This window comes from Amycolatopsis sp. FDAARGOS 1241 (assembly GCF_016889705.1).
Classification (GTDB): domain Bacteria; phylum Actinomycetota; class Actinomycetes; order Mycobacteriales; family Pseudonocardiaceae; genus Amycolatopsis.
In genome coordinates this window covers 7766732-7791013 of record NZ_CP069526.1, presented here as the reverse complement: position 1 = coordinate 7791013, position 24282 = coordinate 7766732, and the positions used below count along the sequence as shown (strand labels likewise).

The following is a 24282-nucleotide window of genomic DNA, read 5'->3' as shown; positions in this document are numbered from 1 at the left end:
CCACCCCGCCGGGAATCAACCCGGTTGCCGTGGGCGTTATGATGAACAAGTTGTGTACCACCTACAAGGGGGTGAACGGTTTCGACTTTGGACGTTGAGTCAGGGGAAGCGTGTCGGTGCAGGCGAGAGACCACCGCAAGCGTCATCGCAAACCAATAAGCGCCAAGGCCAATAGCCAGCGCGACTTCGCTCTTGCTGCCTGAGTAGCGAGCGAGTCTGTCGGCCCGGGTTCGCCTCCGACCCGGTCGCCGGCATCAGCTAGGAGGCTTACCGCCAGTCCCGGCCGCGGGGCCTGGTTGGGAAGCAAACAGCGGCTGGGCCCGTCACTCCAGCTTGTTCACGTGACTGGAGGGGCCGAGTAGAGACAGAGTGGACTGCGCACGGAGAAGCCCTGTCAAGGCGCCAGAGGACCCGGGTTCAATTCCCGGCACCTCCACAAGAATGGCCGGCTCATGCTCACTGGGAGCGTGAGCCGGTTTTCTTGTGTCGGGACTCTTTGTGGGGGCGCGGCCCCCACACCCCGCCCGGGGAGGGGCCCCGGACCCCCATCGCGGTGGGTGCGTTGGTGAGGTCGGTGCCGGTTGGTGAGGGGGGTGGGTCGGTGCCGGTTGGTCAGGGGGTCGGCTGGGTGGGGCGGTGGGTGTCGGTGAGGTCGAGTAGGGCGCGCAGCTCCGCGGTCGGGGGGCGGCGGGATGAGGTGGCCACGGAGAGCGTCCAGTCCGGCACCTGATCGGCGGGCCGCACGGGCCGCGTGCCGGGCGCGTCGCGGGCGGCGAACTCCGGAACGAGGGCCAGGCCGAGGCCGTGACCCACGAAGGCAGCCGTGGAGGCGAGGTCGGCTGATTCCACCGTCACGCGCCGCCGGACGCCGGCGCCGGCGAAGACGGTGTCGGCGAGGTCGCGCAGGCCGGAGCCGAGGGGGAAGTCGACGAAGGGCTCCTCGGCGAGTTCGTGCAGGCGGACCTGTCTGCGCCCGGCCAGCCGGTGGCCGTCGGGCACGAGCAGCACGAGCGGGTATGACGCGAGCGGACGCGCCGTCAGGCCCGCCGGCAGGCGCCGGACCACGGACAGGAACGCGACGTCCAGTTCACCGGCCAGCAGGCTCTGCGCGAGGCCCGCCGAACCGGTCGACGAGAGCCGCAGCCGGATGGCGACGTCCGGCCACTGCGCGTGGAAGGCGCCGACCAGGGCGGGAAAGTCGATCAGCAGCGCGGCGGTGATGGCGCCGACGTCGAGCGTCCCGCTCAGGCCGCCGCAGCTCGCGCGTACGGCGCTTTCCCCGGCGCGCACCGCGGCCAGCGCCGCACGGGCTTCGGGCAGCAGCGCGTGCCCGGCGGCGGTCAGCACGACCCGCTTGCCCGACCGGTCGAACAGGGCCGAGCCGAGCTCCCTCTCCAGCGCGCGCACCGTCGCGGACACCCCGGACTGGACCACGTGCAACCGGGCCGCGGCGCGCGTGAAGCTCTGCTCCTCGGCCACGGTCACGAAGTACTGCAGATGGCGAAGTTCCACGGGCCCCATCATCACAAACGATGCTGACCAATAGCAAAAACCATCACTTTACGTGACTGACCGTCGAGCCAATACTCGAAAGGAGAAAGGAGTTCGCAAAATGACTGTGGTCCCCGCCCCGGAAGCGGTCCCTCGCGGCCGGCTGGAGGTCTCGCACCGAACGGGTTTCTGGTTCGCCGCGGTGGCCTTCACGATCCTCATGGCGTTCGGCACCGCTCCCACCCCGCTGTGGCCGCTGTATGCGGCGCACGACGGCTTCAGCACCACCATGCTCACGGTCGCCTTCGCGATGATGGTGATCGGCGCGAGCGTCGCGTTCGCGTGCTTCGGGCACCTGTCCGATCTGTTCGGCCGCCGCGTCGTGACCGCGTCCTCGCTGGTCGTCGCGATCGTCGCGTCGGTCACGCTCGCGCTGTGGCCGGAGCTGCCGGGCCTGCTGCTGGGCCGCTTCCTCAACGGCATCAGCACCGGGCTCATGGCCTCGACCGCCACCGTCTACCTGCACGACCTCCACGACCACGCCCGGCCGCACCACGCGTCGTCGCCGCTGCCCGCCGTGGTGTCGACCATGGCGACGCTCGGTGGGCTCGCCCTCGGCCCGCTGGTCGCCGGGTGCGTGGCGCAGTGGAGCACCGATCCGCTGCTGATCACACAGGCCGGGTTCGGCTTGGCACTCCTGCTGTGCCTCGGACTCGTGCTCGTCACACCGGAAACGCTCGAACGGCGCACGGGTGCGAAGAGCCGGTTCTCGCTCGTGCACCGCGGGCACCTCGGCTTCAGCGCCGCGTCGGGCGCCGCGTTCTTCTCCTTCGCCATCCTGGGGCTGCTCAGCGCGATGGGCGCGAAGATGCTGCAGGACGAGCTGCACCTCGGTTCGCACTTCATGGCCGGGTTCGCGCCGTTCCTCATGTTCGGCGCGTCAGCGCTGGGGTTGCTGCTGCTGTGGTCGTTCAGCGTGGGGCAGACGCTCGTCACCGGCATGGTCGTGGCGCCGATCGGGCTGGCCCTCGTGGTGGTTTCACTGGTCCACCCGCTGCTGTGGCTGTACCTGCTCGCACTCGTGCTGGCCGGCGCCGGCTGTGGGGCGCTGTTCAAGGGCGGCGTCGGGCGAACGCACTCGGTGGCGGTACCGCACGCGCGCGCCGGTGTGCTGGCCATGTTCTTCGTGATCGCCTACCTCGGCATGGGCCTGCCGCCGATCCTGTTCAGCATCACCCTCGCCTCCGCCGGTCTCGCCGCGGCGATGGCGGTCTTCGCCGTCGTGCTGTCGATCGGCGCGGTGATCGCGGCGACGATCGGTGCGCGCTGGCGCGCGGTCGAGCAGGGCTGATCGGGCGTCCGGAGCAACCACCCTAAATCCGGCTCAAGACGGCTTCCTGTGTGAGCTCACCGGTGGTAAACCTCCCGTCACATGCTCATCGGCGAGCGAACGGCGTGCGCTGCCCCTCGCCGGGAGTCCCGGAAGACCGTCGCAGGTCTGAGAAAGGGAGTGCAATGAGCCGACGTCGAACACTCACCGCCCTGCTGTCCGCGGGGCTGACCGTGGGGCTGGTGGCCGCTGCCGCGCCGGCGGCCTCGGCCCACCCGGGTACCGCGGACAAGCAACCGGTCGCCGAGGGCTACGGCGGGGCGGTCGTGTCGGACACCGTCGAATCCACGCAGGCCGGCATCGACGTCCTGCGCCGGGGCGGGACCGCCGCCGACGCCGCCGTCGCGGTCGCCGCCACACTCGGGGTCACCGACCCGTACGTCGCCGGGCCCGGCGGTGGCGGGTACTTCGTCTACTACGACGCGAAGACCAAGCGGATCTCGACCATCGACGGCCGCGAGACCACGCCGGCGGCGGACAAGCCCGACATGTTCATCGATCCCGCCACCGGGCAGCCGTACGCGTTCGAGACCGCCGTCGAGAGCGGCAAGTCCGTCGGCGTGCCCGGCATGGTCGCCACGTGGCAGCGCGCGCTGCAGAGGTGGGGCAAGTTCAGCCTCGCCGACGACCTGCGGCCCGCCGTGCAGGTCGCGGACCGCGGGTTCGTGGTGAACCAGACGTTCGCCGACCAGACCACCTCGCTCAAGGACAAGCTGTCGCACTTCGCGCCCAGCGCCGCGCTGTTCCTGCCGGGCGGCGAGGCGCCGAAGGTCGGTTCGGTGTTCCGCAACCCGGACCTCGCCGAGACCTACCGCCAGATCAGCCACCAGGGCATCGGGGCGCTCTACGGCGGTTCCGTCGGCCGTGACCTGGTAAAAACGGTGCAGAACCCGCCATTGGCGCAGGGCGCGCCGATCAAGTCGATCCCCGGCCCGATGCAGCTGTCGGACCTGCGGGCCTACGGTGCTCTCGACGGGTCGCCGACGCACGTGAACTACCGCGGTTACGACGTCTACGGCATGGCGCCCTCCTCCAGCGGTGGCATCACGGTGGGGGAATCGCTGAACATCCTGGGCAACTTCGACCTGTCCAAGATGGACCGGGTGCAGGCGCTGCACCACTACCTGGAGGCGAGCCGGCTCGCCTTCGCCGACCGCAACCGCTACATCGGCGACTCCCGCTACGTGAAAGTGCCGCAGCAGCAGCTGCTGTCGAAGCAGTTCGCGGCCACGCGCGCGTGCCAGATCGACCCGGACAAAGCGGGGTTGAGCCCGGTTGCGCCCGGTGACCCGTACTCCACGGGTGGTGGGTGCGAGACGGGCACGGCTGCGTCGTCGGACAGCAACGAGCAGCACACCAACCACTTCGTGGTGAGCGACAAGCAGGGCAACGTCGTGTCGTATACGAACACGATCGAGCAGCTCGCGGGTAGTGGCATCACCGTGTCCGGCCGCGGCTTCCTGCTCAACAACGAGCTCACGGATTTCAACTTCGCGCCGACGCAGGGCACCGCGCCCGACCCCAACCTGCCGGCCCCGGGCAAGCGGCCGCGGTCGAGCATGTCGCCGACGATCGTGCTCAAGGACGGCAAGCCGGTGCTCGCGGTCGGTTCGCCGGGCGGCGCCACGATCATCACGACGGTGCTGCAGGTCCTGGTCAACCGGCTCGACTTCGGGATGGGCCTGCCGGACGCGATCGCCGCGCCGCGCGCTTCGCAGCGCAACGCCAAGACGAGTGACGCGGAGCCGGCGTTCCTCGCGCAGCCGACCACGGCGGGACTGCAGGCGCTGGGCCAGAGCTTCACCAACGTTGGTTCGATCGGCGTCGCGGCCGGGCTCGAATTCGAGCGCGGCGGCAAGATCCTCGCGGCCGGTGAACCCGTCCGCCGGGGCGGTACCTCGGCGATGGTGGTTTCCACGCACCGCTGAGCCGCTCGTTCGACCGGCCCGCTCCGCCGTCCTCGACCAGGGCGGCGGAGCGGGCCGGTTTCGTCGGTCAGGGGGTCTTGCCGCCGATGCGGCCGGTCAGTTCGGCGGCTGCTTCCGCGACGGCCGCGGCGAAGTCCGGGAACGTCTCGCCGCACGGGCCGTCGCCGGCGCTGCCGTCGGGGCTGCCGTTGGGGCAGAGATGGCGCAGCGTCACGGAGATCGACGCCATCGGGCGGGCGCCGTGGTCGAACACCGGGGCCGCGACGGAGGCGAACCCGTCGGTCACGTGGCCGTCCTCGACCGACCAGCCGAGCCGCTGTTCCGCCGCCAGCGTGCGGCGCAGGGCGGCCAGTGAATCGGGTCCGCGGCTGGTCCGCAGCACGAACGAGCCGGCCGTCGGGAACAGCGCGCGGACGTGTGCCGCGGGCAGGTGGCGCAGGATCGCGCGGCCCGACGCGGTGAGCTGCGCCGGCAGGCGGACCCCGACGTCCGTCACGAGGGTTTCGGGGCGGGCGGGGCGTTCCTTGATCAGGTACAGGGATTCGTTGCCGTGCAGCACGCCCAGGTGGGCGGTGTGGCCGACGCGGTCCACGAGCTTGCGCAGGAGCGGGGCGGCCAGCCGTTCGAGCGGGTCGTGCCGCAGGTAGGCCGAGCCGAGCTCGAACGCGGCGATGCCGAGGCCGTAGCGCCGTTCGGCGGGCAGGTGGGCGACGAAGCCCGCGGCGGTGAGCTCGTTGAGCAGGTGGTAGGTCGTCGAGCGCGGCAGGTGCAGGTCGCGGGCCACGGTGGCCGCGGAGACGGGGCCGGCGTGGCGCGCGAGCAGCCGCAGCACGGCGAGGCCGTGGCGGAGCGCGGGAACGTCCGAACTGCTCACCTGGCTCCCTCCCGAGGGTGCACGAGCGGGACACTCGTGCCAGGCACCGACGCCTTCAACCTCGTCTTGTCTTGGATACCAGACACTGCCGCGAACTTCGGCCTCCCGCCGGGGCCGCTGATCGTTGTCCAATGGCTGACATGCCGGAACCAGTGCTCTTGGGCTCGAAGCCGATGACCGCGGCCGAGGTCGTCGGCGTCGTCCGCGGACACACACCCGTCGGGCTCGCCGAGGCGGCCGAGAAGAACCTCGCCGCTACTCGCCAGCACATCGAGGACCTCGCGCACGCGACTTCGCCCACGTACGGCGTCTCCACGGGCTTCGGCGCGCTCGCCACGCGGCACATCCCCGTGGAGAGCCGCACCGCGTTGCAACGCAGCCTGATCCGCTCGCACGCGGCGGGCGCGGGGCCCGCGGTGGAGACCGAGGTCGTCCGCGCGTTGATGCTGCTGCGCCTGCGGACGCTCGCCAGCGGGTACACGGGCGTGCGCCCGGAGACGGCGCAAGCGCTTGCGGCCCTGCTCAACGCGGGGATCACTCCCGTCGTCCACGAGTACGGATCACTCGGCTGCTCGGGTGACCTCGCACCGCTCGCTGCGGTCGCGCTCGCGCTGATGGGCGAGGGCGAGGTCGACCACGACGGCGTACGCAAACCCGCCGCCGAGGCACTGGAGGCGGCCGGCGTCACGCCCGTCGTGCTGGCCGAGAAGGAAGGCCTGGCGCTCACCAACGGCACCGACGGCATGCTCGGCATGCTGCTGCTCGCGGCCGCCGACCTGCACCGGCTGCTGGACATCGCCGACCTCATCGCGGCGATGAGCGTCGAAGCGCTGCTGGGCACCGACCGGGCGTTCGCCGCGGACCTGCAGGCGCTGCGGCCGCATCCCGGGCAGGCGACGAGCGCGGCGCGGATGTTCGCCGCGCTGCAGGGGTCGAAGATCGTGGAGAGCCACCGCGGGCCCGACTGCAACCGCGTGCAAGACGCGTACTCGCTGCGATGCGCTCCGCAGGTCCACGGCGCCGCGCGCGACACGCTCGCTCACGCTGAACTCGTCGCCGACCGCGAGCTGCGGTCCGCTGTGGACAACCCCGTGGTGCTGGCCGACGGGCGGGTCGAGTCCAACGGCAACTTCCACGGCGCACCCGTGGCGTACGTACTGGACTTCCTCGCAGTGCCGGTCGCCGACGTCGCCAGCATGGCCGAGCGGCGCACCGACCGGATGCTCGACAAGGCGCGTTCCCACGGCCTGCCGCCGTTCCTGGCCCACGACCCGGGGGTCGACTCCGGGCACATGATCGCCCAGTACACGCAGGCCGCCGTGGTCAGCGAGCTCAAGCGGCTCGCGGTGCCCGCGTCGGTCGACTCCATCCCGAGCAGCGCGATGCAGGAGGACCACGTCTCCATGGGCTGGTCTGCGGCCCGGAAGCTGCGCAAGGCCGTCGACGGCCTGACGACGGTGCTGGCGATCGAGCTGCTCACCGCCGCCCGTGCGCTCGACTTCCGCGCACCGCTCGAACCTTCGCCGGTCACCGGCGCGGTGCGTGACCTGCTCCGCACGAAGGTCGCGGGCCCCGGCCCCGACCGTCACCTGGCGCCCGAGATCGCGGCTGCCGAAGAACTCGTCCGCTCCGGCGCCGTCCTGGCCGCCGCCCGTCTGGAGGTCTGACAATGTCCCGCACCGTCCGCGCCGCGCGCGGCACGCAGCTGACCGCGAAGTCGTGGCAGACCGAAGCCGCGCTGCGCATGTTCCACAACAACCTCGACCCCGAGGTCGCCGAGCGGCCGGAGGACCTGGTCGTCTACGGCGGTACCGGCAAGGCCGCGCGCAACTGGGCGAGCTTCGACGCGATCACGCGTGAACTGACCACTTTGGACAACGACGAGACGCTGCTCGTCCAGTCGGGCAAGCCGGTCGGGGTGTTCCGCACGCACGAGTGGGCGCCGCGCGTGCTGATCGCGAACTCGAACCTCGTGGGCGACTGGGCGACCTGGCCCGAGTTCCGCCGCTTGGAGCAGCAGGGCCTCACGATGTACGGCCAGATGACGGCCGGTTCGTGGATCTACATCGGCACGCAGGGCATCCTGCAGGGCACCTACGAGACGTTCGCCGCCGTGGCCAAGAAGCGCTTCGGGGGTAACTTGCGCGGCACGCTCACCGTCACCGCCGGACTGGGTGGCATGGGCGGGGCCCAGCCGCTCGCGGTGACGATGAACGACGGGGTGGCCCTGGTCGTCGAGTGCGACCCGCAGCGCGCGCACCGCCGCGTGGAAACGCGTTACCTCGACGAAGTGGCCGACGACCTCGACGACGCGATCCGCCGCGTCACCGCCGCGAAGAAGGAGCGGCGGCCGCTGTCGGTGGCCGTGGTGGGCAACGCCGCGGAGGTGCTCCCGGAGCTGCTGCGCCGCGGCGTCGAGGTGGACATCGTGACCGACCAGACCTCGGCGCACGACCCGCTGTCCTACCTGCCCAAGGGCGTGAGCGTGGACGACTGGCACGACTACGCGGCCAAGAAACCCGACGAGTTCACCGACCGGGCGCGCGAGGCCATGGCCGACCACGTCAACGCCATGCTCGGCTTCCTCGACGCCGGCGCCGAGGTCTTCGACTACGGCAACTCCCTGCGCGGCGAGGCGAAGCTCGGCGGCTGCGAGCGCGCGTTCGACTTCCCGGGCTTCGTGCCCGCCTACCTCCGCCCGCTGTTCTGTGAGGGCAACGGCCCGTTCCGCTGGGCGGCGCTCTCGGGCGACCCCGAGGACATCGCGGCGACCGACCGCGCGATGCTCGAGCTGTTCCCGGAGAACGAGTCGCTGGCGCGCTGGATCAAGCTGGCCGGCGAGCGCGTGGCGTTCCAGGGGCTGCCGGCGCGGATCTGCTGGCTCGGCTACGGCGAACGCCACCTCGCGGGCCTGCGGTTCAACGAGATGGTGGCCCGCGGTGAGCTGAAGGCCCCCGTGGTCATCGGGCGCGACCACCTCGATTCCGGCAGCGTCGCGTCGCCGTACCGCGAGACCGAAGGCATGGCCGATGGCTCCGACGCGATCGCCGACTGGCCGCTGCTCAACGCGCTGGTCAACACCGCGTCGGGCGCGAGCTGGGTGTCGATCCACCACGGCGGCGGCGTCGGCATGGGCCGCTCGATCCACGCGGGCCAGGTGACCGTCGCCGACGGCACGCCGCTGGCCGTGCAGAAGCTCGAGCGGGTGCTGACCAACGATCCGGGCATGGGCGTGATCCGGCACGTGGACGCCGGTTACGACCACGCCACCGAGATCGCCGACGAGCGCGGCGTGCGGATCCCCATGCGGGACAACGCGTGACGGCCTCCGGGCTGCTCGACGAGATCGCCGGCGTCGGGCGCGACGGGAGGCGCGGCGGCTACTCCCGGCACGCGTTCGACGCTCCCGAGCACGACCTGCGCGCGTGGTTCGTCGAACGGGCGGAGCGGCTGGGCCTGGCCGTGGAGACCGATCGCAACGGCAACATGTGGGCCTGGTGGGGCGCACCGGGGCCGGACGCTGTGGTGACCGGCAGCCACCTCGACTCGGTGCCGGGCGGCGGCGCGTTCGACGGGCCGCTCGGCGTGACGAGCGCTCTGGCGGCCGTGGAGGCGTTGCAGGCCAAGGGCTTCCGGCCCGCCAAGCCGTTCGCGGTGGTCGTGTTCGCCGAGGAGGAAGGCGGCCGGTTCGGGGTGCCGTGTCTCGGCTCGCGGCTGCTGACGGGCACCATCACCGCGGACCGGGCGCGGGCGCTGCGCGACCCGGACGGGGTCACGTTCTGGGAGGCGGCCGCGAAGTCCGGTCTCGACGTGGACCGGATCGGCGCGGAGCCCGACCGGCTGGGGCTCATCGGGCGGTTCCTGGAGCTGCACGTGGAGCAGGGCCGAGGGCTGATCGACCTGGGTTCGCCGGTGGCGGTCGGCAGCACGGTGATCGCCCACGGACGGTGGCGGTTCTCCTTCACCGGGCAGGGAAACCACGCCGGCGCGACGCTGATCGCCGACCGCGTGGACCCAATGCTGCCGGCGGCCGAGACCGTGGTCGCCGTGCGGCGGCTGGCGAAGGCGCGACCCGACGCGCGGGCGACCGTCGGCCGGCTGGTGCCGACCCCCGGTGGCACGAACGTCATCGCGTCCACCGTGGACCTGTGGCTCGACGCGCGGGTGCCGGGCACGGTCACGCCTGAGCTGGTCGAGGCCATCACCCAGGCTGCCCGCGCGGCTGCCGAGGCAGAGGGCTGTGAGCTGACCGTCGCGCGCGAGTCGTACTCCGACGACGTCGTATTCGACGAGCGCCTTCGGCGCAACCTGGGGGAATGGCTCGGCGGCGTGCCGGAGCTGCCCACGGGCGCGGGCCACGACGCGGCGATCCTGGCCGGGTTCGTGCCGGCCGGGATGCTGTACGTGCGCAATCCCACGGGCATCAGCCACTCTCCGGAGGAGTTCGCCGAGGCCGGCGACGTGGAGGCCGGCGCGCGGGCGCTGGCCGAGGTGCTGGAACGGCTGGCGGGATGACCACGTACTGGTGCGAACGGGCGTGGCTGCCCGACGGGATCGCGGACGGCGTGCTGGTGCAGGTGCGTGATGGGCTGATCACGTCGGTCACGGCGGGGTCACCCCGGTCCGGTACCGTCCTCGCGGGGCTGACGCTGCCGGGGTTCGCCAACGGCCATTCGCACGCGTTCCACCGTGCGCTGCGGGGCCGGACGCACCACGAGCGTGGCACGTTCTGGACGTGGCGCGAGCGCATGTACTCGCTCGCCGCACGGCTGGACCCGGACGCCTACTACCGGCTCGCGCGGGGCGTCTACGCGGAGATGGTGCTCGCCGGCTACACCAGCGTCGGCGAGTTCCACTACCTGCACCACGCGCCGGGCGGACGGCCGTACGCCTCGCCCAACGCGATGGGCGAAGCGTTGCGCGAGGCCGCGCGCGAAGCCGGCCTTCGACTGACGTTGCTAGACACGTGTTACCTCGCGGGCGGCATCGGTGTGCCGCCGGACGAGGTGCAGCAGCGGTTTTCCGACGGTTCGGCGCAGCAGTGGGCTACGCGGGTTGCGGCGCTGGCGGAGGACGAGTTGTTCCGCGTCGGCGGGGCGATCCATTCCGTGCGCGCGGTGCCGGGTGCCGACCTGCCGACGGTCGACGCGGCGGTGCCGGCCGGGCGGCCGCTGCACATCCACCTGTCCGAGCAGCGGGCGGAGAACGAGCAGTGCGAGGCGGCCTACGGCTGCACGCCGACTGTTCTGCTGCAGCACCACGGCGTGCTGGGTGAACGGCTGGTCGCGGTGCACGCGACGCACCTGACCGACCAGGACGTCAAGTGGCTCGGCGACGCGCGGGCGGCCGCGTGCTTCTGCCCGACGACCGAACGCGACCTCGGCGACGGCATCGGGCCCGCGCGGCAGCTGCTCGACGCGGGTGTGCGGCTCGGCGTCGGCAGCGACAGCAACGCCGTGGTCGACGCCTTCGAGGAAACCCGCGCGCTGGAGCTCGACGACCGGCTGGCGAGCGAGGAACGCGGCCGGTTCACGGCCGGGGAGCTGCTCGCGGCGGGCACGGACCACGCGTCCGTCGGGTGGCCGGAGGTGGGGCGGCTGGCGGTCGGCGCCGGGGCGGACCTGGTGACAGTGGCGCTGGATTCCGTGCGCACGGCGGGGATCGAGCCGTCGGGGGTGGTGTTCGCCGCCGGGGCCGCGGACGTGCGGCACGTGGTCGTCGCGGGCCGGGACGTGGTGCGCGAGGGCTGTCACGTGCTCGTGGAGCGACCGGAAACCGTACTGGCCGAGGAGATCGAGGCGCTGTGGCAGTTCTGATCACGGGAATCGGTGAGCTCACCACCAACGACGCCGAACTGGGCAAGCTGTCCGACGCGGCGCTGGTGCTCGACGACGGCGTCGTCGCGTGGGCCGGGCCGGCCGCGAAGGCGCCGGCCGCGGACGAGCGGGTGGATGTCGAGGGGCGGGCCGTGCTGCCGGGGTGGGTGGACAGCCACACGCACCTCGTGTTCGCGGGCGACCGCACGGCGGAGTTCGAAGCGCGCATGGCCGGAAAGCCCTACACCGCGGGCGGAATCGCCGTCACGGTCGGGGCGACGCGGGAAGCGTCCGACGAGCAGCTGGCGGCGAACCTGCGCCGGCACGTCGAGGAGGCGGCCGCGCAGGGGACGACGTGCCTGGAGACCAAAACCGGGTACGGGCTGACTGTCGAGGACGAGGCTCGTTCGGCGCGGATCGCGGCGGAGGTGGCCGACGAGGTCACCTACCTCGGGGCGCACCTCGTGCCGCCGGGCGCGGACGCGGAGTCCTATGTAGACCTGGTCTGCGGCGAGATGCTGGCCGCGGTGGCGCCGCATGTGCGGTGGGCCGACGTGTTCTGCGAGACGGGCGCGTTCGACGAGGCACAGTCGGCGCGGGTGCTCAAGGCGGCGGCGGAGCGGGGGCTCGGGTTGCGGGTGCACGGCAACCAGCTGGGCGAGGGACCCGGCGTGCGGCTCGCGGTGGAGCTGGGCGCGGCGAGCGTGGATCACTGCACGTACCTCAGTGGCGAGGACGTCGAGGCGCTGGCGGCGTCGGGAACGGTGGCGACCCTGTTGCCCGCGTGCGATCTGTCGACCCGGCAGGCGCTGGCGCCGGCGCGGCGGTTGCTCCAGGCGGGCGCGACGGTCGCGTTGGCCAGCAACGCGAACCCGGGCAGCTCGTACACGACGTCGATGGCGTTCTGCGTGACGACAGCGGTGCTGCAGATGCGGATGACCGTGGACGAGGCCGTGTGGTCGGCCACGGCCGGCGGTGCGCGGGCGTTGCGGCGCGACGACGTCGGCTACCTGCGGCCGGGCGCGCGGGCTGACGTGCACGTGCTGGAGGCGCCTTCGGTGACGCACCTCGCGTACCGGCCCGGGGTGCCGCTCACGCACGCGGTGTGGAGGCGGGGTGAGCGGATGCGCTGACGCGGATCAGCCGGGTGCTGACAGGTGTTCGAGCAGGAGTGGACCGACGCGGCCTGGGCGGGCGGTGCGGCGCTCCGGGCGTGTGGTCGCGTGAGTGGTTGATCGGCGCGGGTTGCGGGCGTCCAGCGCCGTGCTCCATTGTGCGGCTGCTCGGCGCTCGGCGTGGCTGGCCGGTGCTGGTATACGGGCGCCTTGGCGCGGTGCTCCGATGTGGGTCTGTGGCGGTGCGGCGTGGCGTCCGGTGCGTGGCAGCGCGGGCGGGTTGGTCCGCTGCTCTGGGCTGCTGGCTGGTGTGTGTTCTTGGCGGGCGGCGCGGTACTCCGGTGTGGCTGTGCGGTCGGCTGGTCCGGTGCTGTGCGGCGCCGGCTGGTGCGGGTATGCGGGCGGCCCGTGCGGCGGTTCGCTGAGTGGCCGCCCGGGCGGGCCGTGCGGCGGTCCGTTGGTGGCCACGCGGGCGGTTGGTCCGGCATGTTGTGGGGTCGGCCGGCGCCGTGCCGCGGCGTGTGGTGCGGAGGCCCGCCAGCTGGAGGTGCGGGCGCCTGGCACGGCCCTACGGCGTTCGGCTGTCCGGGCGGCGCGTGCGGCGGACCGTGGACGCGAGGCCGGCCAACGCGATGAGGGCGCAGAGCCACGCGAACCAGTCGCCGAAGCGGGTGTAGGGGGTGCGGCCGGAGCCGAGGGGGACGTCGGCGAAGGCGGTGGCCATCGGGGTCCGACCGGTGCGGGTCTGGGCGAGGATGTGGCCGGTGCCGTCGCTGAGGGTGGGGGCGCCGCGGGCGGCGCTCCAGGCCACCGCGGTGCCGCTCTCGACGCCGCGGAGCAGGGCGGTGCGGCTGTGCTGCCAGCCATCGGCGTCTTCGTCGGAGGCGGGAATGAGGAGCAGGCCTGTGCCGGCGCGTCCGTAGTCGAGGGTGGGGGAGGGGCCGTTGACGTCCATGCAGACCTCGAGGCCGATCGGCCGCCCGGTGAGGTAAGGGAGGTCGTGGCCGGATGTGATGGGGGAGGAGCCGTTGCGCCACTTGTGGTATTCGACGACCGGGCCCGCCGGGGGCACGTCGAGTGCGGTGTTGTAGGTGTGCTGCGGGTCCTCGACGATCGCGCCGGTGACGATGTGCAGGTTCTTGGTGCGGGCGACCTCCGCGAGGGGACTGGTCAGGTTCGCCAGCCGCGCTCGGTCGGTGCCGAAGGCGCCCTCGGGGAGCACGGCGATGCGGACGTCGGGTGGAAGCGCGTGAAGCGCGTCCACATAGGACCGGAGCACGCGCTGCCCGGCGGGAGTGCCCGGGTCCGGTGCCCAGTTCGGCTCGCTGCGCGCGACGACGGCGACGCGCACGTGGTCCGTCGCGGCGGCCGGCGGCTGCGCGCCCCAGGCGAGGGTTCCGGCGACGGCCGCCGCCGTCACCGCGGTGATGCCGGCGCGCGCGGCCAAGCAGACTCCGGGCGCCAGCGCCGCCGCGAGCGCGGCCGGGGCCAGCAGCACGAGGTACTCGACGCCCCACCCACCGGTCACGGACGCCACGCGCAGGACGGCAGGCTCGTCACCCTGGCTCGTCACGAACGTTCCCATCACTCCGAACGGGTTCATCACCGCGACGACGTACAGCGCGGCCGTCCACAGCGCGGGCGTCGCCACGGCGGCGAGCACAGGCCGCCCGACGCGCACGAGTCGCCGGAACAGCGCCACCGCCGCCGCGAACAACACCGGCGACCCCACCAAGATCGCCACTGCCGCAGGCAAGGGGATCGACTGCGAGTGCAGGAAGTAGCTCCAACTCCCCGCGCTGCCACCGAAGTACGCGAGGAACGCGGTCGTGGCCGCCGCCCCCGCCCCCACTCTCGGCGCCACCACCAACACCGGGAACGGCGCGACCCACGCCAGCACCGCCACGGGCTCGAACCCCAACCCGAAGTGCACCAGCACCCCGGACACCACCGCGACGACCAGAGCCCACCCCCAACCACGGCCCCGACCGGCGCCCGCCGGCGCACCCGGACGCCGCTTCCCGCCACTACCGGCGGCGGGAAGCGGGTTCGTGGCGCTGCCGTCGCCGCGCGGGCCGGTGTCCGCCGTTTTACCTGAAGGTCGAAGTGCATCCTTTGCGCTTCGTCTCGTGAGGGTCAGCGGATCGCTTGCACCGGATGCGGGCGCGTGACCGGCCCGCGGATTCCCGCCGTCGCCGTCGCCTGGTTGGTCGGCGTCCGCCGCTTCATCTGAAGGTCGAGGTGCGTCGGCTGTGCTGCTTCGTTTTGTGGGGGTGGGTGGATCGCTTCGGCCGATTGCGCGTGGGTGCCCGGCGTGTGGGTTCGTGGCGTTGCCGTCGCCGCGCGGGCCGGTGTCGGCTGTTTTGCGCGAAGGTCGAGGTGCGTCGCCTGTGCTGCTTCGTGTAGTGGTGGTGGGTGGATCGATTGCGGGTGGGTGTCCGGCGCGCGGGTTCGTGGCGCTGCCGTCGCCGCGCGGGCCGGTGTCCGCTGTTTTACCTGAAGGTCGAGGTGCATCCCCTGCGCTTCGTCTCGTGAGGGTCGGTGGACCGCTTCCGCCAATGGTGAGTGCGTGTCCGGCCCGCGGATTCCCGCCGTTGCTGTCGCTTCGCGGGCCGGTGTCGGCCGTTTCGACCGAAGGTCGAAGTGTGTCGGCTGTGCTGCTTCGTCTTGTGGTGGTGGGTGGATTGCTTCGGCCGATTGCGCGTGGGTGCCAGGCGTGTGGGTTCGCGGCGTTGCCGTCGCCGCGCGGGCCGGTGTCCGCCGTTTCACCTGAAGGTCGAAGTGTGTCGCCTGTGCTGCTTCGCCTTGTCACGGTGGGTGGATCGCTTGCGGCGATTGCGGGTGCGTGTCCGGCCCGCGGATTCGCGCCGTTGTCGTCGCCTTGCGGGCCGGAGGCGGCAACGCCCGAGGTTCTATCCGAAGGTCGAAGTGCATCGTCTGCGCTGCTTTGTCTCGTGAGGGCGGGAGGGCCACTCGCGCCGGGGGCGGGCGCGTGACCGGCGCGCGGGTTTCCGGCGCCGTCGTCGCTTTGCGGGTCGGAGGCGGCAACGCCCGCCATTTCGTCCGAAGGCCCAGGCGCCTCCATGGCGCTGTCTTCTCTCGAGAGGATGGGTAGACGGCTTCCGCCGGAGGTGGGTGCGTGACCGGCAAGCCGGTTTCCGCCGCCCGCGAACGCGGTCGTCGCGGAATTCGGTTCCGGGGCGCCGGATTCCGCGCCAAAGCTGAGAATCCCGCCGGTCTCCGGCGGAGAGCCGGCGCCGCGAGGGTGGTACGGACCGGTCATCACGGGGCCCCTTTCACTGCGGAAAGCCCCACCGTCGCAGGGAAAGCGGGAAAGGGCACTGGGCTGAGCCGCCGTGTTCGGGGTGGGGCCGGCCCTACCGTGACGGTGCGAATGCACTAAACAAAGCGAAACGGGCAAATCGGAAATGAGCCCCCGTGCCAACGGTTCGCTGATCACCAGGTGAACGCGGGAAAAGGGTCTGCCCATCAGTTCCCTCGTTCACTCAGAGTTCAAGCACTGGCCATTGCGACGAGATCAGCGCTCCCTCGGTTGATCGGTAGCGTCAAAATGGCACGACCACCGAGCTGGAGAAAGCCCATGGACTTTTCCTTGATCGTCCTGGTGGTGATCGTCGCGGCGCTTGCCTTCGACTTCACCAACGGGTTCCACGACACGGCCAACGCGATGGCCACCTCGATCGCGACGGGAGCCCTCAAACCGAGAATCGCCGTCGCCATTTCGGCCGTGCTGAACCTCGTCGGGGCTTTTCTGTCGATCGAGGTCGCGAAGACGATTTCCGGTGGCATCGTGGATGACACGAAGGTGACGCCGGTGGTGATCTTCGCCGGGCTCGTCGGCGCGATCATCTGGAACCTCGTCACGTGGCTCGTCGGGCTGCCGTCGAGTTCTTCGCACGCGCTGTTCGGCGGTCTGATCGGCGCGACGTGGATCGCGTCGGGCGCGGACGCCGTGCACTTCGGCAAGGTCGTCGAGAAGGTGCTGATCCCCGCGGTCGCTTCGCCGATCGTCGCCGGGCTAGTGGCGCTCGTCGGCACGTTCCTCACCTACCGGATCACTGCGACGGCGAAGGACGGCGTCGTCCGCAGCAGCTTCAAGACCGGCCAGGTCCTCTCGGCCAGCCTCGTGTCGCTCGCGCACGGCACCAACGACGCGCAGAAGACCATGGGTGTCATCACCCTCACGCTCATCGCCGGCGGCACGCTCGCGCCCGGCTCGAACCCGCCGCTGTGGGTCATCATCGCCTGCGGCCTGGCGATCGCGCTCGGCACCTACCTCGGCGGCTGGCGCATCATCCAGACGATGGGCAAGAAGCTCACCGAAATCCAGACGCCGCAAGGCTTCGCGGCCGAGACGAGCTCCGCGGCCGTGATCCTCGCGTCGTCGCACCTGGGCTTCGCGCTCTCGACCACCCACGTCACCTCGGGCGGCATCATCGGTTCCGGTCTCGGCCGCAAGCTCGCCGAGGTCCGCTGGGGCATCGCGGGCAAGATGGTCATCGCGTGGGTGCTCACGCTGCCGGCCGCCGCGATCGTGGGCGCCGTCGCCGCGGCGATCTCGACGCGCGGCAGCTGGGGCACGATCCTCGTCGGCGGCGTCGGTGTGCTCGTGGCGCTGGGCATCTGGCTCACCTCGCGCCGCAACCCGGTGACCGCCACGAACATCAACGACGAGCCCGAAGCCGCGAAGCCGGCTCCGGTCGCGGCCTGAGGGAGCGGGACATGGACATCGACTGGGGCTCTCTGGGGCTGGTCTTCGTCGTCGCCCTCGGCGCGGCGGTGGTGCTGACGGTGCTGTTCGCCTACGGCGTCCGCGGCCTCGCGGGCCGCGAGGTGGCCCGCGAGCGCGGCGGCAGCGGCGTCGTGCAGCTGACGGGTTCCATCGTGTGCTTCGCCGTGTGCGCGGCGGTGGTCGGCTACGGGATCTACTTGATTGTCGCCTGAGCGCGCGAGCGCAGTTCGCCAGGAAGCTCGTCGAGCAGCGGGAGCACCGCTTCTCGGCGAGCTTTTCCCAGATGCGCCAGCACGTCGAGCGCCGGCTCCCACAACGACTCGTCGGCGCCGGCCGCGCGGATCAGCCGCGGCAGCCGGCCGGCGGGCAGCAGCCCCAGCACGTGGTCGATGCGGCTCTTGTCGTCGAGCACGTACGCGGTCCGCAGCAGCGCGGCATCGTCCAGCACGTCGAGGCTGCGCCGCACAGTCGGGTCCGGCAGGTGCCCGACGAACCGGCCGAGCGTGATCCAGTCCTCCCGCCGCGTGAGCTCGCCGGCCACCGCGACCACCGTGTCGATCGGGATGCGCGTGATGATCGACGTCGCGCGCCGCGGGTCCAGCTCCGCGGCCACCGAGGCGAGGAATTTCGGCGGCAGCCGCTTCGCGACGTCGACCCCGCGTGAGACGTCGACCAGCCCGGCGATCCGCGCGCACAACAGCGGGCCGAACACCTTCTCGGCGATCTTCGCGACCACCGGCGCGGGCAGCAGGCGGCTGGCCAGCGCCATGCGTTCGAGCACCACGAGGTTCGCGTCGAACAGCGTGGTCGTGACCTGTTCGCGGAACAGCTGCAGGTCGGCCGGGTCCACGTCGCCCAGGTAGGCCAGCCGCGCCGGTTCGACGTCGAGCACGCGCGCGAGCTTGAGGATCTCCGGGTTCACAGGCCCACCGCTTTGCGGACGGCGCCGCGCAGCAGCGCGGGCACGTACTTCAGGCCTTCCTCACCCGCTCGCGCGAGGGCCTTGGCCTGCCGGTGCCGCGCGTCGCGCAGGGCGGCGGCGAGGTCGCGCCGGGCGTCCTCGGGCAGGGCTTCGATGCCCTCGGGCAGCGGGCCGCCGAGCTGCTCGGCGAGTGTGCGCTCAGCCATGGTCAGCCATTTTGCCCCAGGCCTTGACTTTCGACAGTGGTGGCCGCCACGCGGGCCCTTGTAGCGTCAGCGGCATGAAGGGGGTGGCCAGACGCAGGTGGCGCGTGGTGCTCGACGTCCTGCTCTGGATCTTCCTGTGCCTGGTCGTGGGGATCGACGCGTCGAACAACCCCGACCACTGGGAGCTGATCTTCGGCTTCGTCGCCGTGACGGTCGCGGTCGCGGCGAGCCGCAGGCTGCCGGCGGTCTCGCTGGTCGTGACCATGTGCACGGCCGTGGTGGTGGCGTTCGGCTGGGGCGGGCGCGTGGCCGTGTGGGAGGTCTTCCTCATGGTCATCGTGGGGTACCTCACCGGGCTGCGGCTGACGCAGGTGCGCGTGGCTTTGCTCGCGGGCACGGGCATCGCGCTGGCCGGTCTGCCGGTGGCGCTGCTGCTGCCGTCGGCGGGGTTCGGGGCGTGGGGGGCGATGCTCGGGGTGCTCGCGTTCGCGGCGGTGGCGCCGTGGCTGCTCGGCCGGCACGTCCGGCTGCGGCGGGAGCTGGCCCGGGCCGGCTGGCGGCGGGCGGAGGAGATGGAGAGCCGCCAGCGGCTCGTCGCTGACCAGGCGCGGCTGCGCGAGCGCGCGCGGATCGCCAGCGACATGCACGATTCGCTGGGCCACGAGCTGAGCCTGATCGCCGTGCGCGCGGCGGCGCTCGAGGTGGCCGGTGGCCTGGACGACGTCCAGCGCGCCGCGGCTTCTGAGCTGAGGGAGAGCGCGGCGACGGCGACCGAGCGCCTGCGCGAGATCATCGGCGTGCTGCGCGAGGACGCGGCGCCCGTCGAGCCCGTGCAGGGTGACCTGGGAGAGCTGATCGGGCGGGCGCGAGCGTCGGGGCTGCTGATCGAGTCGCAGGTGGCCGGTCTCGCGGCGGCGCCGCCGATGGTCGCGCGGGCGGCGTACCGCGTGCTGCAGGAAGCGCTGACGAACGTCGCCAAGCACGCGCCCGGTGCGGCGGTGACCGTGCGGGTGCTGAGCTCTCCCAAAGCCACTGAGCTGCGCGTGGTCAACGCGCCGCCGCCCGCGGGCCCGTTGCCGGGCACGTCGGGCCGCCGCGGGCTGATCGGGCTACGTGAGCGCGTCCGGCTGGTCGGCGGGACGCTGCGGGCCGGGCCCGACGCGCGGGGCGGCTTCGAGCTCGTGGCGACGCTGCCGCACGACGCGGCGCCGGTGCCCGAGGACGAGTCCGGCACCGACGAGATGGGGCAGTCGGAGTCGGCGCGCGAGCTGGAACTGGTGCGCCGCGACGTGCGGCGCAGCCTGGTGCAGGCCATCGTGATCCCGCTGGCGCTGTTCGGCGTGGTCATCGGTGGCAGCGGGGTGGCGTTCCTGTTGCAGTGGTACGGCTCGGAGGTGTCGATGGGGGTCTACGAGCAGATCGAGGTGGGGGACACGCGGCAGGCGATTGCTCCGCTCCTGCCTTCGCAGCAACGGCTCGCGAAACCGTCGAACGGTGAGCCGCCGCGGCCGGCGGGGACCGCGTGCGAGTACTACGGGACGTCGAGCAGCTGGTGGAACGTGCGGTATGCGGCCATCCGGCTGTGCTTCGCGGGCGACCGGCTCGTGACCAAGGACATCTACAGCGAGGCCGAACAACCGTGATCCGCTTGCTGCTGGCCGACGACGAGACGATGATCCGCGCGGGCGTCGCGGCGATCCTGGCTTCCGACAAGAACCTCTCGGTGGTCGCCGAAGCCGGCGACGGCCGCGAGGCCGTGGAGCAGGCCCTGGCCACCCGCCCGGACGTCGCGCTGCTCGACATCCGCATGCCCGGGCTCGATGGCCTCGCCGCGGCGGAGGAGATCCGCCGACTGCTGCCCGACACGGGCGTGATCATGCTGACGACCTTCGGCGAGGACGCCTACATCGAACGCGCCCTGGGCCTCGGCGCCAGCGGCTTCCTCCTCAAGGCCGGCGACCCGCGAGAGCTGCTGTCCGGCATCCACGCCGTCGCCGACGGGGCCGCGTTCCTGTCGCCGAAGGTCGCCTCGCGCGTCATCGCCCGCCTGTCCGGCAGCCGCCTGTCGCGGGGCGCGGCGGCCCGGGAACGCGTCGCCGCCCTGACGGCCCGCGAACGCGAGGTGCTGACCCTGCTCGCCGCCGGACTGTCCAATGCGGACATCGCGAGCCGCATGTTCGTGGTCGAGGGCACGGTCAAGGCCCACGTCAGCACGATCCTCACGCGCCTGGGCGCGCGCAACCGCGTGCAGGCCGCGATCACGGCGTACGAGGCCGGGCTGGTCGGGGGAGACGAGGCGGCGTCCAGCCGTTGATCCAGCTCTCCGCGTGGGACATCGCGGACGCGGGGGCCAGCCGGAGCACCGCGGTGCGCAGGGCGCGCCCGAGGGGGTTGCGCAGCAGCGGGCCGGCGGATCCGGCGCGGATCGATGCGTGCCAGACGCGCTGGCTGCGCGGGCGGCGTTCCGCGTCGTAGCGGCGCAGGCCTTCGGTGACGTCGTCCGTCGAGGACAGCGCGGCGGCGAGGACGACGGCGTCTTCGAGAGCCATGCAGCCGCCCTGGCCGAGGTACGGGGGCATGGCGTGCGCGGCGTCGCCGAGGAGGACGAGGCGGCCGGAGACGTAGGAGGGCAGCCGGGCGGCCAGCTGGTACAGGTCGTGGTGCAGGATCTCCGGCGTCGCGCAGATCAGCGTCGGAACCGGGGCGTGCCAGTCGCCGTAGCGGTCGAGCAGGTAGGCGCGCACGTCGTCGTGACGGATGCCTTCCGGGCGCGCTTCGGCCACCCACCAGTACGCGCGGCCGTCGTGCAGGGGCAGGACGCCGACCTCCGTCCCGCGGCCCCACGTGGTGCTCAGTCGGGTCCCGGGCAGTTCGGCGACGCCGCGGAACGCGGTGCCGCGGCTGTAGGCCAAGCGCGCCTGCGGGTGGAGCGACGCGCGGACTGGGCTGTGGACGCCGTCGGCCGCGACGACCAGGTCGGCGCGGATCGTGCCGGTCGCGTGCCGCACGAGTCCGTCGGAGGAGGCCGAAAGCACGTCGACGCCGGTGTGCAGGCTCGACTCCGGCAGGGCGGCGCGCAACGCGTCGATCAGGTCCGCACGGTGGATCGCGGTGAGCGGGAGACCGTAGCGGCGCACGTACGGGTCCATCGCCCACCGCGCGAGCTCGCGGCCGCGCGGGTCGAGCAGCGCGCCGTCGCGCTGGGGGGCCAGGGGCGCCTCGACGCCCAGCTCGGCGAGCGCCCGCTGCGCGTTGGGCCAGATCGAGATCCCGGCGCCGATGCCCGTGAACTCCGAAGCGCGTTCGTACACCGTCACTTGCCAGCCGGTGCGGTGCAGCCCGACCGCCGCGCTCAGTCCTCCGATGCCACCGCCGATCACGACGACGTGCCGTTGCTCCATGACCGCCTCCTCTACGCCTGTAGAGGACTCTACACCTGTAGAGTGAGATTGTGGACAGGATTTCGGTGCTCGGTGACGCCGCGATCGAGGTGATCGCCGCCGAGGGCATGCGCGGGCTCACCCACCGGGCCGTCGACCGCGCCGCGGGCCTGCCCGCGGGTTCGACCTCGTACTACGCGCGCACGCGGCGCGCGTTGCTGGAACTCGCGATGGCGCGGATGGTCGAGCTCGACGAAGCCGTCATCGACGCGTGCGCGAAGGACCTCGCCGACGTCCTCGCCGCGACGGTCCACGCGGCCATCACCGTCGGCCGCAGCCGGATGCTGGCGCGCTACGAGTTCGCGCTCGAGGCCACGCGCCGCCCCGAGTTGCGCGCGGCTTACGACGAGGGCGGCCGCACCATTCGCGACCGCTGCGTCGAACTGCTCGCCGCCGCGGGCTCACCGCAGCCCGAACGGCACACGCGCGTGTTGCTCAACTGGCTCGACGGCTCGATCTTCTACGCCCTCGCCGGCGCCGGGTCGACAAATCCACCCGATCGGATGGAGCTCGCCGACGGGGCCCGGGCCGTGCTCAAGGGCCTCGGTCTCCCCCTCACGCGGTGAAGGGGAGGCCGGAAACCTTCAGGCGTCGCGCTTCTTCAGCACCGAAGTCCCGAGCAGCAGCCCCGCCGCCGCCCACACCAGGCAGATCAGCACGCCCACGAGCGGCGAGTACGGCGAGTACCCGCCGAGCAGCGGGTTCGCCTCCCCGCCGGGCACCATCCCGTTGAGCCCCGCGAACGCCGGGAAGTAGTTCATGAGCTCGGGCGCCACGTACGCCGAGAGCAGCATCGGCAACGGCAGCAGCAGCACCATCACGACCACGATGGTCCCGGCCGCGCTGCGCAGCGCGAAGCCGATGCCCGCGCACAGCACGCCGAGCAGCGCGAAGTACGCGCCCATGCCCGCCGCCGCGGCGAACCCTTCGCCGAACGTCGTCGTCGCGGCCCCGCTCGGCATCAGCGCCGCCGACAGCAGCATGCCGACCAGTGCCAGCACCACGCCGTACGCGAAGAGCACCGGCACCAGGATCACTGCCTTCGCCAGCGTCACGCGGGAGCGCACCGGTACCCACTGCAGCGTCGAGCGGATGCTGCCGCTCGCGTACTCGCTCGTGACGAACAGCGTCGCCGCTGCGATCACGCAGAACTCGACGAGGTAGATCGAGCCGTTCACCACGATCGAGTGCGGCCCCTGCGGCGGGTCGATTTCGCCGAACCGTTGCGACAGCCCGGAAACCCCGCTGTACAGGAGCATCAGCAGGAAGCCTCCGGACAGGCACCACCACGTCGCCCGCACCGACCAGAACTTCGTCCACTCCGACGCGGCTGCGCCCGCGAGCCCACCACCGGCGCGCACCTGTGTGGTCGTCATGCCGTCACCCCGTATTCCACCGACGAAGCGGTCAGTTCCAGATATGCCTGCTCCAGGGAAGCCGTGCGCTCGCCGAGGCCGTGCAGCCGCACACCCAGCTGGTGCGCGAGGTCCCCGACCTGCGTGACGTCGGCGCCGGTCACGAGCAGCTCGTCGCCGTCGGGCTGCACGGACGCGCCCTGCGCCTGCAGGTGCCGCGCGAGCGTGTCGCGCTCGCGCGGCGCCGGCACGCGCACCGCGACCGAACTGCGCGAGTGGCCGGCGATGAACTCGTCGATCGGCGCGTCGGCCAGGAGTTTGCCCTTGCCGATCACCACGAGGTGGTCGGCCGTCAGCTGCATCTCGCTCATGAGGTGGCTTGACACGAACACCGTGCGGCCCTCCTCGGCGAGCGAGCGCATCAGCTGCCGCACCCAGCGCACGCCGTCGGGGTCGAGGCCGTTGATCGGCTCGTCGAACATCAGCACGCCGGGGTCGCCGAGCAGCGCGCCCGCGATCCCCAGCCGCTGCCCCATGCCGAGCGAGAACTGCCCGGCTCGCTTGCCCGCGACGTCGCTGAGCCCGACGGTGTCGAGCACCGCTTCGACGCGGGCGGTCGGAATTCCGTTGCTGCGAGCCATCGCGGTGAGGTGGCGCGCGGCGCTGCGGCCCGGGTGCAGCGCCCTGGCTTCGAGCAGCGCCCCCACTTCCCGCAGCGGGTGCTTCAGCTCGGCGTACGGTTTGCCGTTCACCAGCACGTCGCCCGCGCTCGGGTGGTCGAGGCCCACCGTCATGCGCATGGTCGTGGACTTGCCCGAGCCGTTCGGCCCGAGAAACCCCGTGACGCTGCCGGGCGCGACGACGCACGTGAGGCCGTCGACCACCGTTTTCTCCCAGTAGCGCTTCGTCAGTCCGCGAAGCGTGATCATGTGCGCTCCCTCGGTCGGATCCCTGGGCACCGAGTCTGCGTTCGCGCACCCGCTGCGGACATC

At 72.1% G+C, this 24282-nt stretch carries 21 protein-coding genes and 1 other RNA gene; 13 read left to right on the top strand and 9 right to left on the bottom strand.

The features are described 5' to 3' along the window. The first annotated feature begins 67 nt into the window (after window positions 1–67). Window positions 68–439, top strand: a transfer-messenger RNA (tmRNA) gene (ssrA, locus tag I6J71_RS37835). Between the two features lie 173 nt (window positions 440–612). Here the strand turns inward: ssrA and I6J71_RS37830 are convergent. Beyond that, window positions 613–1512: a LysR family transcriptional regulator gene (locus I6J71_RS37830; protein ID WP_204091245.1), complete on the bottom strand. Its 900-nt coding sequence runs from the start codon at window positions 1510–1512 to the stop codon at window positions 613–615. Window positions 1513–1612: 100 nt separating this feature from the next. Here I6J71_RS37830 and I6J71_RS37825 point away from each other — a divergent pair, with 100 nt between their 5' ends. Further along, window positions 1613–2842, top strand: coding sequence for an MFS transporter (locus tag I6J71_RS37825; RefSeq protein ID WP_204091244.1), 1230 nt, complete (start codon window positions 1613–1615; stop codon window positions 2840–2842). A 164-nt stretch (window positions 2843–3006) separates the two neighbouring features. Then, a complete protein-coding gene (gene ggt / locus I6J71_RS37820) occupies window positions 3007–4809 on the top strand; it encodes a gamma-glutamyltransferase (protein ID WP_204091243.1) in 1803 nt (600 codons plus the stop codon). A 67-nt stretch (window positions 4810–4876) separates the two neighbouring features. Here ggt and I6J71_RS37815 read toward each other — a convergent pair whose 3' ends face one another. Further along, window positions 4877–5683: an IclR family transcriptional regulator gene (locus tag I6J71_RS37815; RefSeq protein WP_204091242.1), complete on the bottom strand. Its 807-nt coding sequence runs from the start codon at window positions 5681–5683 to the stop codon at window positions 4877–4879. Window positions 5684–5823: 140 nt separating this feature from the next. Here I6J71_RS37815 and hutH point away from each other — a divergent pair, with 140 nt between their 5' ends. From hutH to hutI, 5 genes are read left to right on the top strand one after another with little or no spacing between them, the layout of a single operon-like run. Next, window positions 5824–7350, top strand: coding sequence for a histidine ammonia-lyase (gene hutH / locus I6J71_RS37810; RefSeq protein WP_204091241.1), 1527 nt, complete (start codon window positions 5824–5826; stop codon window positions 7348–7350). Window positions 7351–7352: 2 nt separating this feature from the next. After that, on the top strand, window positions 7353–9005 hold the full coding sequence (gene hutU / locus I6J71_RS37805; protein WP_204091240.1) for a urocanate hydratase: 1653 nt from the start codon (window positions 7353–7355) through the stop codon (window positions 9003–9005). Continuing rightward, a complete protein-coding gene (locus tag I6J71_RS37800) occupies window positions 9002–10198 on the top strand; it encodes an allantoate amidohydrolase (protein WP_204091239.1) in 1197 nt (398 codons plus the stop codon). The genes hutU and I6J71_RS37800 overlap by 4 nt, the downstream gene beginning before the upstream one ends. Beyond that, window positions 10195–11499 (top strand): formimidoylglutamate deiminase, encoded by a 1305-nt coding sequence (locus I6J71_RS37795; RefSeq protein ID WP_204091238.1) that lies wholly within the window; start codon window positions 10195–10197, stop codon window positions 11497–11499. Before I6J71_RS37800 ends, I6J71_RS37795 begins: the two co-directional genes overlap by 4 nt. Next, entirely contained in the window at window positions 11487–12632 is a 1146-nt protein-coding gene (gene hutI / locus I6J71_RS37790; RefSeq protein WP_204091237.1) for an imidazolonepropionase, read from the top strand. The genes I6J71_RS37795 and hutI overlap by 13 nt, the downstream gene beginning before the upstream one ends. Before the next feature lie 550 nt (window positions 12633–13182). Here hutI and I6J71_RS50210 read toward each other — a convergent pair. Together I6J71_RS50210 and I6J71_RS37780 are read right to left on the bottom strand one after the other, a co-directional pair. Further along, the gene (locus I6J71_RS50210) at window positions 13183–14553 is read right to left on the bottom strand and encodes an acyltransferase (protein ID WP_304503254.1); all 1371 of its coding nucleotides are present in this window, start codon (window positions 14551–14553) and stop codon (window positions 13183–13185) included. A gap of 197 nt (window positions 14554–14750) precedes the next feature. Then, window positions 14751–15128 carry a hypothetical protein gene (locus tag I6J71_RS37780; protein WP_204097626.1) on the bottom strand — a complete coding sequence of 126 codons (378 nt, stop codon included), beginning with the start codon at window positions 15126–15128 and terminating at the stop codon, window positions 14751–14753. 1087 nt (window positions 15129–16215) lie between these two features. On the opposite strand from I6J71_RS37780, the gene I6J71_RS37775 reads away from it, so the two are divergent. Both I6J71_RS37775 and I6J71_RS37770 read left to right on the top strand, forming a co-directional pair. Further along, entirely contained in the window at window positions 16216–17346 is a 1131-nt protein-coding gene (locus I6J71_RS37775; protein WP_204091236.1) for an inorganic phosphate transporter, read from the top strand. An 11-nt stretch (window positions 17347–17357) separates the two neighbouring features. Then, on the top strand, window positions 17358–17579 hold the full coding sequence (locus tag I6J71_RS37770; protein ID WP_204091235.1) for a hypothetical protein: 222 nt from the start codon (window positions 17358–17360) through the stop codon (window positions 17577–17579). On the opposite strand, the gene I6J71_RS37765 is transcribed toward I6J71_RS37770, so the two are convergent. Both I6J71_RS37765 and I6J71_RS37760 read right to left on the bottom strand, forming a co-directional pair. After that, the gene (locus tag I6J71_RS37765) at window positions 17561–18289 is read right to left on the bottom strand and encodes a hypothetical protein (RefSeq protein WP_204091234.1); all 729 of its coding nucleotides are present in this window, start codon (window positions 18287–18289) and stop codon (window positions 17561–17563) included. The genes I6J71_RS37770 and I6J71_RS37765 overlap by 19 nt on opposite strands. Continuing rightward, the gene (locus I6J71_RS37760) at window positions 18286–18495 is read right to left on the bottom strand and encodes a hypothetical protein (protein ID WP_204091233.1); all 210 of its coding nucleotides are present in this window, start codon (window positions 18493–18495) and stop codon (window positions 18286–18288) included. The genes I6J71_RS37765 and I6J71_RS37760 overlap by 4 nt, the downstream gene beginning before the upstream one ends. 74 nt (window positions 18496–18569) lie before the next feature. Between I6J71_RS37760 and I6J71_RS37755 the strand changes: the two genes are divergently transcribed. Together I6J71_RS37755 and I6J71_RS37750 are read left to right on the top strand one after the other, a co-directional pair. Beyond that, complete coding sequence (locus I6J71_RS37755) at window positions 18570–20138, top strand: sensor histidine kinase (RefSeq protein ID WP_204091232.1); 1569 nt, start codon at window positions 18570–18572, stop codon at window positions 20136–20138. Then, complete coding sequence (locus I6J71_RS37750; RefSeq protein WP_204091231.1) at window positions 20135–20809, top strand: response regulator transcription factor; 675 nt, start codon at window positions 20135–20137, stop codon at window positions 20807–20809. Before I6J71_RS37755 ends, I6J71_RS37750 begins: the two co-directional genes overlap by 4 nt. Here I6J71_RS37750 and I6J71_RS37745 read toward each other — a convergent pair. Beyond that, on the bottom strand, window positions 20754–21896 hold the full coding sequence (locus I6J71_RS37745) for an FAD-dependent monooxygenase (RefSeq protein ID WP_204091230.1): 1143 nt from the start codon (window positions 21894–21896) through the stop codon (window positions 20754–20756). The genes I6J71_RS37750 and I6J71_RS37745 overlap by 56 nt on opposite strands. A gap of 50 nt (window positions 21897–21946) precedes the next feature. Between I6J71_RS37745 and I6J71_RS37740 the strand changes: the two genes are divergently transcribed. Beyond that, window positions 21947–22501, top strand: coding sequence for a TetR/AcrR family transcriptional regulator (locus I6J71_RS37740; protein ID WP_204091229.1), 555 nt, complete (start codon window positions 21947–21949; stop codon window positions 22499–22501). An 18-nt stretch (window positions 22502–22519) separates the two neighbouring features. On the opposite strand, the gene I6J71_RS37735 is transcribed toward I6J71_RS37740, so the two are convergent. Beyond that, entirely contained in the window at window positions 22520–23311 is a 792-nt protein-coding gene (locus tag I6J71_RS37735; RefSeq protein ID WP_204091228.1) for an ABC transporter permease subunit, read from the bottom strand. Next, on the bottom strand, window positions 23308–24219 hold the full coding sequence (locus I6J71_RS37730) for an ATP-binding cassette domain-containing protein (RefSeq protein ID WP_204091227.1): 912 nt from the start codon (window positions 24217–24219) through the stop codon (window positions 23308–23310). The genes I6J71_RS37735 and I6J71_RS37730 overlap by 4 nt, the downstream gene beginning before the upstream one ends. Window positions 24220–24282: the final 63 nt, after the last annotated feature.